12 protein-coding genes and 1 pseudogene are annotated in these 14,426 nt (G+C 63.6%); 10 read left to right on the top strand and 3 right to left on the bottom strand.

The window, feature by feature from the left end; all coding sequences use genetic code 11:
• From AB5Y48_RS13820 to AB5Y48_RS13780, 9 genes are all read left to right on the top strand, one after another.
• Nucleotides 1-912 carry an ABC transporter permease gene (locus AB5Y48_RS13820; protein ID WP_136613146.1) on the top strand — a complete coding sequence of 304 codons (912 nt, stop codon included), beginning with the start codon at nt 1-3 and terminating at the stop codon, nt 910-912.
• Nucleotides 909-1,919 carry an ABC transporter ATP-binding protein gene (locus tag AB5Y48_RS13815; RefSeq protein ID WP_136613145.1) on the top strand — a complete coding sequence of 337 codons (1,011 nt, stop codon included), beginning with the start codon at nt 909-911 and terminating at the stop codon, nt 1,917-1,919. Before AB5Y48_RS13820 ends, AB5Y48_RS13815 begins: the two co-directional genes overlap by 4 nt.
• A gap of 11 nt (nt 1,920-1,930) precedes the next feature.
• Entirely contained in the window at nt 1,931-2,923 is a 993-nt protein-coding gene (locus tag AB5Y48_RS13810; RefSeq protein ID WP_050667038.1) for an ABC transporter ATP-binding protein, read from the top strand.
• Nucleotides 2,924-2,930: 7 nt separating this feature from the next.
• Nucleotides 2,931-4,637 carry a glycoside hydrolase family 9 protein gene (locus tag AB5Y48_RS13805; protein ID WP_368164844.1) on the top strand — a complete coding sequence of 569 codons (1,707 nt, stop codon included), beginning with the start codon at nt 2,931-2,933 and terminating at the stop codon, nt 4,635-4,637.
• Entirely contained in the window at nt 4,630-5,511 is an 882-nt protein-coding gene (locus AB5Y48_RS13800; protein ID WP_136613143.1) for a BadF/BadG/BcrA/BcrD ATPase family protein, read from the top strand. Before AB5Y48_RS13805 ends, AB5Y48_RS13800 begins: the two co-directional genes overlap by 8 nt.
• Nucleotides 5,496-7,361, top strand: coding sequence for a beta-N-acetylhexosaminidase (locus AB5Y48_RS13795; protein WP_368164841.1), 1,866 nt, complete (start codon nt 5,496-5,498; stop codon nt 7,359-7,361). The genes AB5Y48_RS13800 and AB5Y48_RS13795 overlap by 16 nt, the downstream gene beginning before the upstream one ends.
• Nucleotides 7,362-7,524: 163 nt before the next feature.
• Nucleotides 7,525-9,075: a methyl-accepting chemotaxis protein gene (locus AB5Y48_RS13790; RefSeq protein ID WP_050667034.1), complete on the top strand. Its 1,551-nt coding sequence runs from the start codon at nt 7,525-7,527 to the stop codon at nt 9,073-9,075.
• Nucleotides 9,076-9,192: 117 nt separating this feature from the next.
• Nucleotides 9,193-10,746 carry a methyl-accepting chemotaxis protein gene (locus tag AB5Y48_RS13785; RefSeq protein ID WP_368164839.1) on the top strand — a complete coding sequence of 518 codons (1,554 nt, stop codon included), beginning with the start codon at nt 9,193-9,195 and terminating at the stop codon, nt 10,744-10,746.
• An 88-nt stretch (nt 10,747-10,834) separates the two neighbouring features.
• Complete coding sequence (locus AB5Y48_RS13780; protein WP_050667032.1) at nt 10,835-11,164, top strand: MGMT family protein; 330 nt, start codon at nt 10,835-10,837, stop codon at nt 11,162-11,164.
• On the opposite strand, the gene AB5Y48_RS13775 is transcribed toward AB5Y48_RS13780, so the two are convergent.
• Nucleotides 11,161-11,637, bottom strand: a complete 477-nt coding sequence (locus AB5Y48_RS13775; protein ID WP_368164837.1) for an isoprenylcysteine carboxylmethyltransferase family protein — start codon at nt 11,635-11,637, stop codon at nt 11,161-11,163. The two genes, AB5Y48_RS13780 and AB5Y48_RS13775, sit on opposite strands and share 4 nt — an antisense overlap.
• Before the next feature lie 149 nt (nt 11,638-11,786).
• Between AB5Y48_RS13775 and alr the strand changes: the two genes are divergently transcribed.
• Nucleotides 11,787-13,013, top strand: a complete 1,227-nt coding sequence (gene alr / locus AB5Y48_RS13770) for an alanine racemase (RefSeq protein WP_368164836.1) — start codon at nt 11,787-11,789, stop codon at nt 13,011-13,013.
• Nucleotides 13,014-13,045: 32 nt separating this feature from the next.
• Here the strand turns inward: alr and AB5Y48_RS13765 are convergent, their stop codons facing one another.
• Together AB5Y48_RS13765 and AB5Y48_RS13760 are read right to left on the bottom strand one after the other, a co-directional pair.
• Entirely contained in the window at nt 13,046-14,002 is a 957-nt protein-coding gene (locus tag AB5Y48_RS13765) for a TerC family protein (protein ID WP_050667029.1), read from the bottom strand.
• A 268-nt stretch (nt 14,003-14,270) separates the two neighbouring features.
• Nucleotides 14,271-14,426: pseudogene (locus tag AB5Y48_RS13760) on the bottom strand (IS4 family transposase); the annotation flags it as partial.

The following is a 14,426-nucleotide window of genomic DNA, read 5'->3' as shown; positions in this document are numbered from 1 at the left end:
ATGCGTATGCCTGCCATCGTCAAGATCCTGCTCGGCAACAAGAAGGCGACCTGCGGCCTCATCATCGTTCTCACCTTCGTGCTGATGGCTCTGTTCGCCCCGCTGCTCGCCACCCATGAGCCCACCAAGCGAGTCGCCCGCCCCCACCAGCCCCCCAGCGCCGAGCATGTGATGGGCAGCACCCGCATGGGGCACGATATCTGGGCCCAGTTCACCAACGGTGCCCGCATCTCGCTCATGGTGGGTTTTAGCGCCGGCCTGTTGGTGTGTGCTCTCGCCGTCGCCATCGGCATCACCGCCGGCTACTTCGGCGGTCTGGTGGACGAGTGCCTCACCTTCCTGATGAACGTGGTGCTGGTGATCCCCAACCTCCCCCTGCTACTGGTGCTCGCCAGCTTTATCGGGGAGGCCTCCCCCTGGGTCATCGCCCTCATCATAGGGCTCACCTCCTGGGCCTATGGGGCGCGCGTCATCCGCGCCCAGACCCTGGCCCTGCGCGAGAAGGAGTTCGTCATCGCCGCCGAGGTGCTGGGCGAGCCGGCCTGGCGCATCATACTGGTAGAGATCCTGCCCAATCTCATCTCCATCATAGGGGTGAGCTTCATCGGCTCCATCATCTACGCCATCGTCACCGAGGCGACCCTGGAGTTCCTGGGCCTGGGTGACCCCACTGTGGTGAGCTGGGGCATCATGCTCTACAACGCCCAGACCTCGAGCGCCATCCTGGTCGGCGCCTGGTGGGAGATCCTGGCCCCCTGCTTCGCCATTGCAACGCTCGGTGCCGGCCTTGCCCTGCTCAACTTCGCCATCGACGAGATAGCCAACCCGCAGCTGCGCTCTCACAAGGGGCTGGCCCGCTGGAAGAAGCTGGCTGCCCCCACCCCAGTCCTGACCGAGGAGAAGACCGCATGAGCCCCCAACCCCTGCTGTCGGTGCGAAACCTCTGCGTCGACTACATCACAGAGAGCGGCGACGTGCGCGCCGTCAACTCGGTCAGCTTTGATATCCAGCGCGGCGAAATCTTCGGCCTCGCCGGCGAGTCGGGCTGCGGCAAGTCCACCGTCGCCTTCTCGGTAGCCCGGCTGCACAAGCCGCCCGCCTACATCAGTGGTGGCCAGATCCTGTTCAAGGGGGAAGACATACTGCACTACGGCGAGCGCCGCCTGCGCGACTACCGCTGGCAACAGGTGTCGGTGGTGTTCCAGTCCGCCATGAACGCGCTCAACCCGGTGCTGCGTATGGAGGAACAGTTCTGCGACGTGCTGCTGGCCCACAACCCGGGAATGACCCGCTATGAGGCCATCAAGCGTGCCCAGGAGCTGCTCGAGATCGTCGACATCCACCCGAGCCGGCTGCTCGACTATCCGCACCAGTTCTCCGGCGGCATGCGCCAGCGCCTGGTGATCGCCATCGCGCTCGCCCTCAACCCCGAGCTGCTTGTCATGGACGAGCCGACCACGGCCCTGGACGTGGTGGTGCAGCGGGAGATCCTGCAGAAGGTCTATGCGCTCAAAGAGAAGTTCAACTTCTCTATCCTCTTCATCACTCACGATCTCTCGCTCATGGTCGAGTTTTGCGATCGCATCGGCATCATGTACGCCGGCGAGCTGGTGGAGGTGGCCCCGGCCAAGGCGATCCTGACTGCGCCGCTGCACCCCTACACCCGGGGGCTGGGTAACTCCTTCCCTCCCCTGCATGGCCCGAAAACCGTGCTGGAGGGGATCCCGGGGACCCCGCTCAACCTGCTGGAGGTGCCGGTCGGCTGCCGTTTCCAGGCGCGCTGCAACCGGGTACACGACCGCTGCAAGCAGGAGTACACGGCCCTGCACGAGGTGCGGCCGGGACAGCTCGCCGCCTGCCACCTCCACCCCCAGGCAGAGGATCAGATCATTCACTTCAGTCGGGCCGCTGGCGCTTGAGGATGTAAGCCATGACGATTGCACACAGACAGGAAGCCATCATCGAGGTGCAGCACCTCTACAAGGACTTCCCCATCAACTCCAACGCCCTGAAGAGCGACAAGATGCGGGCGCTTTCCGACATCAGCTTCACCCTCTCCAAGGGGCGGGCTCTGGCGGTGGTGGGCGAATCGGGCTCGGGCAAGAGCACGGTGGCCAAGATCATTGCCAAGATGTACAAGGCGAGCAGCGGCCGCATCCTCTACCGGGGACGCGATCTGGAAGAGTTCAACAAGGGCACCGCCCTGCTCGACTACCGCCAGAGCGTGCAGATGGTGTGGCAGGACCCGTTCGGTTCGCTCAACCCCACCCATACCATCTACCACCACATCGCCCGCCCCCTGCTGCTCCACAGCAAAGTCGTCGACAAGAAAGAGTTGCCTGACATGGTCCATGGTCTGCTGGAAAAAGTGGGGCTGACCCCGGCCAAGGCGACCGCCGCCAAGTATCCCCACCAGCTCTCCGGCGGTCAGCGCCAGCGGGTCAACATCGCCCGCAACCTGGCGGTGGAGGCCGAGGTGGTGCTGGCCGACGAGCCCACCTCCATGCTCGACGTCTCCATCCGCATCGGCATCCTCAACCTGATGGAGCAGATGAAGAACGAGCTCGGCATCTCCATGCTCTACATCACTCACGACATCGCCACCGCCCGCTATGTAGCCGAGGACCTGGCGGTGATGTACGTGGGTCACATGGTGGAGTGGGGCGAGGTGGACGAAATTTTGCACCACCCCCAACACCCCTATACCCAGCTGCTTATTTCGGCGGTACCCGACCCCGAGAAGAGTATCCACTCGGCCCTGGAGGGGGGGCGCAAGGGAGAGATCCCGCTGTGGACGCCCGAATCGTGCGGCTGCCCCTTCGCCGGACGCTGCAACTCGGCCCAGCCGCGCTGCAGGACGGCCCTGCCGCCGGTGACCCGACTCGCCGACAACCACTTCGTACGCTGCTATCTGTTCGAGTGAGGGCCCCATGGAGCTGCTGATCAACCAGCTTGGCTATGAGTGCAGTGCTCTCAAACGGGCACTGCTGCAAAAGGCGAGCGATGCCCCTCTCGAGGGCACCCTGCGGGTGCGCCGTCTCGATGACGACGCCGTGGTCCTCGAGGTGCCTCTGGAGCCGGCAGGCACCGTCCCGGGGTGGCAGGGACGCTTCTTCTGGCAAGGAGACTTCTCGGCCCTCGGCGCGCCGGGGGAGTATCGCCTCGAGGCGGTCACCCGCCACGGCATACTCCGCTCGACCCGCTTTCGGGTCGGTGAGCAGTTGCTGCGCCGCCGCTGCCTCTCGGATCTTATCCACTACTTCAAGGGGCAGCGCTGCAGCGGCCGCTTCGAGCGCGCCGATCGCGCGGCCCGCATTCTGGGCAGTGAAGAGCGCCGCGACGTGCACGGCGGCTGGTATGACGCCAGTGGTGATGTGAGCAAGTACTTGAGCCACCTCTCCTACGCCAACTACATGAATCCCCAGCAGACCCCCCTGGTGGTCTGGTCCCTGCTCAAGTGCCGTGCCCTGCTGGCGCGCCAAGGGGATATCGACAGTCAGCACCTGTGCAAGCGCCTCACGGACGAGGCGCTGCACGGGGCCGATTTTCTCTGCCGCATGCAACACGAGTCGGGCTTTTTCTACATGACCCTGTTCGACAAGTGGAGCAAAGACCCCGAGCAGCGGGAGCTGTGCGCCTACGCCACCCAACAGGGGCACAAGTCGACCAACTGGCAGGCGGGCTTTCGCCAGGGGGGCGGCATGGCCATCGCCGCCCTTGCCCGGGCCGCCCGCGAGAGTGAGCCGGGGGAGTTTGCCAATGCCCACTACGCCGCCGCAGCCGAGCTCGGCTATCGCCATCTGCGCGAGATGAACCTCCACTATCTCGATGACGGGCGGGAGAACATCATCGACGAGTACTGCGCCCTGCTGGCCGCCGTCGAGCTGACCCGCACCCTCGGCGGCGACTGGCTGGGAGAGGCCCGTCACTGGGCTACCCGGCTGGAGCGGCGCCTGCGGCCCCATCCGGACGGGGGCCACTACTGGAGCGCCAACGACGATGGCTCGCGCCCCTACTACCACGCGGTGGAAGCGGGATTGCCGGCACTGGCACTTATCGAATACCTCGGCATAGAGCCGGAACACGAGCGCCTGCAGGGGGCACTGCGCACCATTGAGCGCTCGCTCATGAGCGAGCTGGCCTGGTGTGCGGCGCCGGGCAACCCCTTTGCCCTAGCTCGCCAGTATGTGAAGGGGGTCGATGAGCAGGCCCGCCTCGCCTTCTTCATGCCCCATCGCAACGAGTCGGGCTACTGGTGGCAGGGGGAGAACGCGCGGCTCGCCTCGCTCGCGGCCCTCGCCTTCGCCGCCCGTCCCCTGCTGCCGCAACTGGCGGCACGTCTCGAGGCGCACGGCCAGCGTCAGCTCGACTGGATCCTCGGCGCCAACCCGTTCAATGCCTGCATGCTGGACGGCCACGGCATCAACAACCCGGCCTATACCGCCGGTTGGCCCAACGCCGCCGGGGGGATCTGCAACGGTATCACCTCAGGGTTTGACGACGAGGCGGATATCGCCTTCATTCCCGAGCCCTACCGGGAGCGGCTGGATCAGAACTGGCGCTGGGGTGAGCAGTGGATCCCTCACGCCGCCTGGTTTGCTCTGGCGATCACCCTGCAGGGGGTGCCTCATGAGTAAGCTCTTCATCGGGGTCGATGGCGGTGGCACCCACACCCGGGCTCGCCTGCGCGATGTGACCGGACGACTGCTCGGTGAGGGGCGAGCCAGCGGCAGCAATCTGGAACTCGGTATCGAGTCCGCTAAGGGGGCTGTCATGGCCGCCATCGACGGCGCATTGGCCGAGGCGGGCCTGGGCCCGCATGACTACGGGCGCCTCCATGCCGGATTGGCGCTGGCCTCGGCCGAACTGCCCCACTGCTACCGCGCCTTCCTGGCCGAGCCACTCCCCTTTGCCGAGGTGCGCCTCACCTCCGATGCCTTCGGTGCCTGCCTCGGCGCCTTCGGAGGCCAAGAGGGAGCCATCCTTATCGCAGGGACCGGCTCAGTGGGACTCATCTATCACAAGGGGGAAATCAGGACCTGCTCGGGTCGCGGCTTCCCCATCTCGGATCTCGGCAGCGGTGCCTGGCTCGGCCTGCGGGCCCTGCAAAGTGCCCTGCTCAGCCACGACGGCATATTACCGCCCAGCCTGCTGGCGGTGCGCATCATGGATCACTTCGGTCGCGATCAGGTAGAGGCCGTGCATTGGGCAAGCCAGGCCATTCCTGCCGACTATGGCCGCTTTGCCCCCTGGGTCATCGAAGCCGCACGGGATGGAGACGAACTGGCTCAGGGGCTGGAGGAGGAGTTGCTGGCCACCCTGACGACCCTGCTGCGCGGCATGCAGCGGCTGGGAGCCCCCGCCATTGCCCTGCTCGGAGGCATAGGGCAGGCCATGGCCCCGCGTCTCGCCCGGAGCTGCCCGGACCTGCTGGTTCCCCCCCGGGCCGATGCCCTGGAGGGGGCTCTTCTCTTTATCAACAACAAGGAGCTGCCATGTCTGCACCCCTGATCGATCTGGATGTGATTCGCCGGGAGGGGCGCGATATCTGGCTACGCATGACCCTGACCGAGCGTCCTCCGCTGGACGCCACGCTCCACTTCTGCCTGGCCCGCTACCTGGCGCCAGACAGTGTGCAAGGGGGTACCTTGCAGCGCCAGGTGGGCAGCTACAAGGTGATCGCCCTCGCCCCGAACAGCCTCAGCGTCGAGTTTTGCTGCCCGGATGCCCCCCTCCAGCGCCTCTCCGATCTGCCGCAAGGGTGCTATCTCGGCTACTGCGGCGCCGACTCACACTCGGCCATGTTGCCCCTGACCATAGGCCAGCGGGAGTTGAGGCTCCCTCCCACCACACGCACCATACCGGACCTGGATCCCGCCGAGGAGCAGGCCGGCCTGGTGCCCGCCCCCCGCCACTGGCGGCTGCTCGACGGGGAGTTTCGCCTGCCCAAACAGGCCCATGTGGCGGCCCCGGAGCCGGTCACCGCTCTGCTGCGCCCCTTCAACGAGCAGACCGGCCTCTCCCTGCGTCAGGATCATGACCCCCTGATCCGGCTCAGCCTCGAGCCCATGGCCGAGGAGGCTTATCGCCTGCGTATCACTCCGGCCGGTATCGACATTGTCGCCGCCTCGAGCCTGGGCTGGCGTCACGGCCTGATGAGCCTGGCCCAATGGGTGTTGCAACACGGAGAGTCACTGCCCTGCATCGAGGTGGAAGATGCGCCGCGCTTTGGTTTTCGCGGCCTCTTTCTCGACTGCGCCCGCCATTTCCACGGGGTAGAGACCATCAAGCGGCTGCTCGGCCAGATGGCGCTCTACAAGTTCAACCGCTTTCACTGGCATCTGACCGATGACGAGGGGTGGCGCCTGGAGATCCAAGCTTTTCCGGCCCTGACCGAGGTGGGAGCCTGGCGCGGCCACGATCTGCCGATCCCCCCCCAACTGAGCGGCGGTCCGGGCCCTTACGGGGGTTATTACACCCAGAGCGAGGTACGGGAAGTGGTGGCCCATGCGGCGACGCTCGGGATCACCGTGATCCCCGAGATCGACATCCCGGGCCACTGCCATGCGGCTATCAAGGCGCTGCCCGAGCTGCTGACCGAGCCCGCCGACGGCTCCCGCTACCGCTCGGTCCAGTTTTTTGAGGACAATGTGCTCAACCCGGCGCTCCCCGGCACTTACACCTTCCTCGAGGCCGTGCTCGACGAGGTGTGCGAGCTCTTCCCCGGCCCCTGGATCCACATGGGGGGAGACGAGGTGCCGGAAGGGGTGTGGCGCGACAGCCCGGCCTGCCATGCCCTGATGCGCGACCAAGGGTATCTGGATACCAGGGAGTTACAGGGACACCTGCTGCGCCACTGCCAACGCTACCTGGCCGGCAAGGGGAAACAGATGATGGGGTGGGAGGAGATCCTGCACGGGGATAAGGTGAGCCAGCAGGCCACCGTCTGCGCCTGGACCTCGTTTCAGGCTGGCCTGGAGGCGGCCTCGGCAGGCTATCCGGTCGTCATGGCCCCGGCACAGTACCTCTACCTGGATCTGGCCTGGAGCGAAGAGATCGACGAACCGGGTCTCTATTGGGCCGGCACCCTGGATCTGCGCACCCTCTATGGCTGCGATCCCGCACCTACCGATTTCCATGCCCATGACAACATACTCGGCATTTTGAGCCCCCTGTGGAGCGAGCACATCACCTCCCGGGAGCGGTTGGACTACATGCTCTACCCCCGCCTGCTTGCCGCGGCTGAGGTGGCCTGGAGCATGATGCCACAACGCTCCTGGCAGGCGCTGTGTGCCCGGCTGCCGGGCCAGTTGAAGATGCTCGACCGACTGGGGGTTGGCTATCGCCCGCTTCGGACCTGATGTTGTCCTTTCCTGTTGGCGGCCTCTGGCCGCCTTTTTTGTCATGGCCGTCACATAATCACAAAAATAATGACAACATTGCCGCTACATGCAATGCCACTTTGCGACAACTTTTGGCACAATCCCGCCCCATTTCCATCACAAAATGGTTCTCAATCGGTTCATGCTGCGCGCCGCCCCCCTGCTCGACCAAGAGGTCACCTTCGATGCCAGTCAGCAACTGGTCTCTACCACGGACCTTGCCGGTAACATCACCTATGCCAACGATGCCTTCTGCCAGATCGCCGGCTATGCCCCCCAGGAGCTGGTCGGTCAGCCCCATAATCTGGTGCGCCATCCCGATATGCCCAGGGCCGCCTTCGGGGATCTCTGGCAACAGCTCAAGCAGGGCAAGCCCTGGCGTGGCGTGGTCAAAAACCGCTGCAAGGATGGCCGCTACTACTGGGTCGATGCCTATGTGACCCCCCTGATGGAGGAAGGCCAGGTGGTCGGCTATCAATCGGTGCGCAGCAAACCGGAACCGGAGCTGGTGCAAAAGGCCGAGCAGAGCTATCGCCTGCTGCTCGCCATGGAGCGGGATGGGCGGCGTCCTCCCCTCTCACTGCAGCGGCTTCGCCCCTGGCTACTCCCGCTCCTGCTGCTGACCAGTCTGGCGCTGGGTACCTTTCACGAAGGGATCGATGCCCTGCCCTATCTGCTCCTCCCTCTGCTGCTGGTCGCCATCTTCTGCCGACACGAGCTCTTCGCCCTGCCACGCTACCTGCGCCATCTGGCCCGGGAATATGACAGCCTGACCCGCCTCATCTACTCGGGAAAACGACCCGGGGCCGTGGCCGACTTTCATATCAAGATGCTGCAGGCGCGGATCCGCACCGTGCTGGGACGCGTCGACGATGCCACCGCCAGCCTGCACCGACTGGCAGAGCGGCTCGATCACTCCAGCGAAGCGGCCAGCCAGGCGATGCGCCAACAGGAGGATCAGACCCGCCAACTGGCAGCGGCCATGAACCAGCTCGGCAGTGGTGCCACCGAGGTGACACGCCATATCCACCACTGCGCCACCCAGATTGAGGGGATTACCCGGCGCAGTGAGCAGGCAACCCAGACCCTGCGCCAGACACGCCAGGCAGTCGAGGCCCTGGCCGATCAAGCGCAGGAGGCACACCAGATGGCCCAGCGCCTGAGCGAGGAGTCACGCCGCATCGATGACATCATGGGAGCCATCGGCGCCGTTGCCGAGCAGACCAACCTGCTTGCCCTCAACGCCGCTATCGAGGCCGCCCGCGCCGGGGAGCACGGACGCGGCTTCTCGGTAGTGGCTGAGGAGGTGAGGGCACTCTCCAAGCGAAGCCAGGATGCCACCGTACAGATCCAGCAGCGCATGGAAGGTATTCAGCAGACACTGCTCCATTGGCAGGGTCTGATGCAGGCCAATCTGGCCCAGACCCGTCACTGCGCCGAGCTCACCCGGGAGGGGGCCGATACCCTGGAGGAGGTGCAACATTCACTGGCGGAGGTCAACCGCAGCGCCGGTCATATCAGTGTCAATACGGCCGAACAACAGAGCGTGATCGAGCAGATGTGCGAGGCGCTGCAACAGGTCTCCCACCACAGCAGCCTCAACAGCGCCAAGCTCGGCGAGGTACGCGACACAGGGCAAGAGCTGCAGCGGCGGGCTGGGCAACTGGCCGGGCTCGGCCACACTTTTGGTTGAGCAACTGTCAAATCTATCACTTTCTCCAGTTTGTCTACACTGATCCTCGAGCCGTTTGACCCCATGGAGCGGGTACCGACGGCCTTAACAACAAACGGGATAATCAGGGAGACAAACATGAGCATTGGACACAGCTCACTGGTGGATCAAGAGGTGGATTTTGCCGACGACGAACAGTTGGTATCCACCACGGATCTGCGCGGCATCATCACCTACGCCAACGATCACTTCTGCCGGGTTGCCGGCTACACCCGGGAGGAGTTGATCGGTAAGCCCCACAACATGGTACGCCACCCGGATATGCCAAAGGCCGCATTCGGCGACCTGTGGCACCATCTCAAGGCAGGAGAGCCCTGGCGCGGGCTGGTCAAGAACCGTTGCAAGGATGGTCGCTACTACTGGGTGGATGCCTATGTCACCCCCATCTATGAAAACGGCACTATCTGCGGCTTCCAGTCGGTGCGCTGCCGAACCACCCCCGAGAGCAAGGCGATCGCAACCCGCCTCTATGGAGATCTCAAGCGTCAGGAGCGTCAGACAAAACGTGGGGCCGGCCTGCTGAAAACCCTCTCCCCCTGGCTGGCGAAGGGCCTCATGGCCGCCTCGGCAGGGGCCCTCTTCTGGCTGGCAGGCCCCCTCACCGCACTCTGGGTCTTGCTGCCCCTCGTGGCCGGCATTGTGCTAATGCGTGACTCCCTCATCACCATCCCACGCTTCTTGCAGAGCCTGAGCCGAGAATATGACAGCGTCAGCCGCCTTATCTTCTCGGGTAACTCCCCTCACAGCATCGCCGACTTCCATATCAAGTTGTGGCAGGCCCGCATCCGCACCGTCTTGGGCCGCGTCGACGATGCCACCTACTCCCTCAAAGGACTGGCCGATGATCTGACCGGCTCGGCCCGACTCGCGAGCCAGGCCATCACGGATCAGGACCAGCAGATCCAGCAGGTAGCCACCGCCATCACGGAAATGGCGAGCACCGCCAACGAGATCACCCGCAATATCCAGGAGACCAGCTCCCAGATAGACGAGGCTCGCCGTCACTGCCAACAGACGGATGGGCAGTTGGGTGAGGTGGGTCAAGAGATGGACAAGCTGGCCACTCAGGCCAAGGATGCCTTCGACTCGGCCGTCGCCCTGGCCAATGAGGCCGACCGCATCGGCCATGTGATGAGCGAGATCCAGGGCATCGCCGATCAGACCAATCTGCTCGCCCTCAACGCCGCCATCGAGGCGGCCCGTGCCGGAGAGCAGGGGCGTGGCTTTGCGGTGGTGGCCGACGAGGTACGCAGCCTCTCGACCCGGACCCACGGCGCCACCGAGCAGATCCAGGAGAGCATCGGCCATATCCAGAAGACCCTCAACGAGTGGCGCGATGTGATGCACCGCAATCTGGAGCAGACCGCCCACTGCCTGACAACCACCCGGGCCGGCTCTGACAATCTGCACCGGATGCTGGAGGAGATCGACAAGATCTCGGACTTCTCCACCCAGATCTCGGCCGCCGCCATGGAGCAACAGACCGTCGTCGAGGAGATCAGCCGCAACGTCAATCAAATCTCCTCTCTCTCCCACGACAACAGCCTGAAGATAGAGGAGGTCACCCAAAGCAGCACCTCCCTGCTGGGGCGCACCAACCAGCTCAAGGAGCTGACCCGCACCTTCGGCTAAGCGGCTCCGGGGGAGAGGCGATACTCTCCCCTTCTCTTGTCTCTCCCGGCAACGCAGATCACAATGGGCTTTTGGCCGGAGCCACCCCATGACACCCGCGCAGCGCATCGAAACCCTCATCACCCTGATCCCGGTGGGTCGGGTCGCCACCTATGGGCAGGTGGCCGATCTCGCCGGCCTTCCCGGGCGGGCCCGCTTGGTCGGCAGGGTGCTCAAAAGCAGTGAACGCGAGCTTCCCTGGCACAGAATAGTGGGGGCCAGTGGCCGCATCTCGCTACCCATCGGCTCAGCCGCACACGAAGAGCAGGTGGGGCGACTGCAACAGGAGGGGGTTGTGGTGCTGGGAGGGCGCGTCCGGCTCAAGGAGTGGCAGTGGCAGCCGGATCTGGCCGAGCTGCTGTTTTTACTCCCCTTTTAACACCAGCGGCGGACCCGGCGGCAATAGTCGCGGTAATCGTGACCGAAGCGTGCCCCTAGTGCACGCTCCTCTCTGGGGATCTGCACCTTGTCCATCCACAGCCAAAACGGCAGCACACCCCACCATCCCCCTTGTAGCCAGCAGCCCCAGGCCAATAACCACAGCAGCAAAGAGAGGTACATGGGGTTGCGGCTAAGGCGATAGACCCCGGTGGTGACCAGAGTACGACTCTGTTCCGGATGAATGGGGTCGAGCGTAGTGTGGTGCAACCTGAGGCCCAACAAGGCCCAGAGTGCGATCAACAGGCCCACCGAGAAGAGGCCGACAACCAGCAGCAGCCAGGGGATGCCGCGGTCGCGGCCCACGCCACCGGACAGGAACATCACACCCAGGCTGAACAAGAAGATCAGCGGAGGAGGAAGCCGAGCCAGACCGTGATAAACAGCCTCTATTGAAAACCTGATCTGCTTCATTTTCTCTTTTCTTTTAGGCAGTTACACTTAGCTCCTCACTGGGGTCCCAGCGTTGAGCTGGCCTCGGGCATACACAGGGCCCGCACTTCGGCTAGCCTCTTGATGACTCCGGTGATGCATCCACCTCAACGACAATAACAGGAACAATAATGAACAAGAAGACGCTGCTGGCCAGCCTGATCCTCGGCACTCTTGCCGCCCCCACCATGGCCGCCCCCTACCTCCCCCTCGACAGCGACCATCGCAACGGCCAGGAGTTTGCCGCCGCCAACGCCTGGCTCGAGGTGGATGTTGCCGCCTTCGAGCACAACATCCAGACCCTGAAGGATCGCCTGGGCGACAAGGGCCCGCAGATCTGCGCCATCATGAAGGCCGACGCCTACGGCCACGGCATCGATCTGCTGGTCCCCTCCGTGATCAAGGCCGGCATTCCTTGCATCGGCATCGCCAGCAACGAAGAGGCTCGCGTCGCCCGTGAGAAGGGCTTCGAAGGCCGTCTGATGCGGGTGCGCGCCGCCACCCCGCAAGAGGTGGAAGCCGCCCTCCCCTACAAGATGGAGGAGCTGGTCGGCAGCCTGGAGAGCGCCCGTCTGATGTCGGAGATTGCCCTGCGTCACCACACCACCATTGCGTACCATCTGGGGCTCAACTCCGCCGGCATGAGCCGCAACGGCCTGGATCTGCGCCTCTCCGACGCCAAGCGCGACGCACTCGACCTGATGAAGCTCAAGGGGCTGCAGGTGGTCGGCATCATGACCCACTTCCCGGTAGAGGAGAAAGAGGACGTGAAGATGGGCTTCGCCCAGTTTCAGCTCGACACCCAGTGGCTCATCGAGGCCGCTCGTCTGGATCGCAGCAAGTTGACCCTGCACTGTGCCAACTCCTTTACCACCCTGGAGGTGCCCGAGGCCTATCTGGACATGGTCCGCCCGGGCGGCATCATCTATGGCGACACCATTCCCTCCTACACCGAATACAAGAAAGTGATGGCCTTCAAGACCCGGGTCGCCTCGGTCAATCACTACCCGAAGGGAAATAGCGTCGGCTATGACCGCACCTTCACCCTGGCACGCGACTCCTGGCTCGCCAACCTGCCGCTGGGCTACTCCGACGGCTACCGCCGGGCGCTGAGCAACAAGGCCTATGTGCTGGTGAATGGCCAGAAGGCCCCCGTGGTGGGCAAGACATCCATGAACACCATCATGGTGGACGTGACCGACATCAAGGGGGTCAAACCGGGTGACGAGGTGGTGCTGTTTGGCCGCCAGGGCAACGCCGAGGTGAAGCAGTCCGATCTCGAGGAGTACAACGGCGCCCTCCTGGCGGACATGTACACCATCTGGGGCTACACCAATCCGCGTATCATCAAGCGCTGATGCAACAAGGGCTCCCGCGGGAGCCCTTCTCATTACTCGGCTGTGGCCGTCTTCTGCTTGCGCGTCACCCAGAGGCTCAGCCCCATGGAGAGCGCCAGAATGGCGGCCACCACTCCCAGCGCAATGCCGGTCGGGATCTTGAAGACATCGAGCAGCAACATCTTCACCCCGATAAACATCAGGATCAGTGCCAGGCCATATTTGAGCAGGGCGAAGCGCTCGGCCACGCCGGCCAGCAGGAAATACATGGCCCGCAGCCCCATGATGGCAAAGATATTCGAGGTGAGCACGATGAAGGGATCGGTCGTCACCGCGAAGATGGCCGGGATGCTGTCCACCGCGAAGATGAGATCGCTCACCTCCACCAGCACCAGGATAAGCAGCAGTGGCGTGGCGTAGCGCACCCCGTCACGCATCACGAAGAACTTCTCTCCCTCCAGGGTCTCGGTCACCTTGAAGCGGCGGCGCATCCAGCCGAGCAGGGCGTTGTTCTCGAGATCCGGCTCCTTGTCCGCCGCCCACAACATCTTGGCACCGGTCAGCAGCAGGAAGGCCCCGAACAGATAGAGGATCCAGTGGAACTGGCTGATAAGCCAGCTGCCGGCAAACACCATACCGGCACGCATGACGATAGCCCCCAGCACACCGTAGAGCAGCACACGGCGCTGCAGCTCGGCCGGGATGGCGAAATAGCCAAACAGCATCAACCAGACGAAGACGTTATCGACCGCCAGCGCCTTCTCGATGAGGTAGCCGGTGAAGAACTCCACCGCCTTCTGATGAGCGACGGCCTCTCCCCCGTTGCGTTGATACCACCACCAGATGGCAAGGTTGAACAGCATGGCCACGGCAAACCACACCAGCGACCAGATGCCGGCCTCTTTCAGGGAAACCTTGTGCGCCTTGCCACCCCCGACGAAGCGAATATCCACCCACAAGAGGATCAGGACGATGGCGAAGAAGCCGCCCCACAACCACATTTGTTCCATTTTTCAGTCCTCCAAAACGACAAAACCCACGTCCGAAAGGCGTGGGTTTGCATTTGGAGCAGATAGACCTCGCCTTTCGGCAAGGTCTCACTTACGGACTCGTGTCCGCCCGGTTACCGGATGTGCTAAGCACATCGAATTGACGATAGACCGGCAAAGAAGTTACTCCCCTTGATGGCGCGGAGAATAACAGGCGCCCGAGAGGGCGCCAAGAAGTATCTGTGACGCCACATAAAAAAGAGGGGAGCCAGGCTCTAATGCCAGTCAGTTAAGACTGACTGGCATTGTTTTTATTGGATTTTTTTACGCTGTACTTCTGTGGTCTTGGCTTCACGCAGCGGGGGTAACTTCGCTCCATCCTATCGGGTAACACAAACTGCCCCGCTTGTTTCTCCAACTCCGCCACCCGCTTAGGGATATTCCC

The sequence above is a fragment of the Aeromonas sp. R6-2 genome (assembly GCF_040908155.1).
GTDB lineage: Bacteria > Pseudomonadota > Gammaproteobacteria > Enterobacterales > Aeromonadaceae > Aeromonas > Aeromonas schubertii.
The sequence above is the reverse complement of the archived record's forward strand: the minus strand, read 5'-3'. Positions and strand labels throughout refer to the sequence as shown.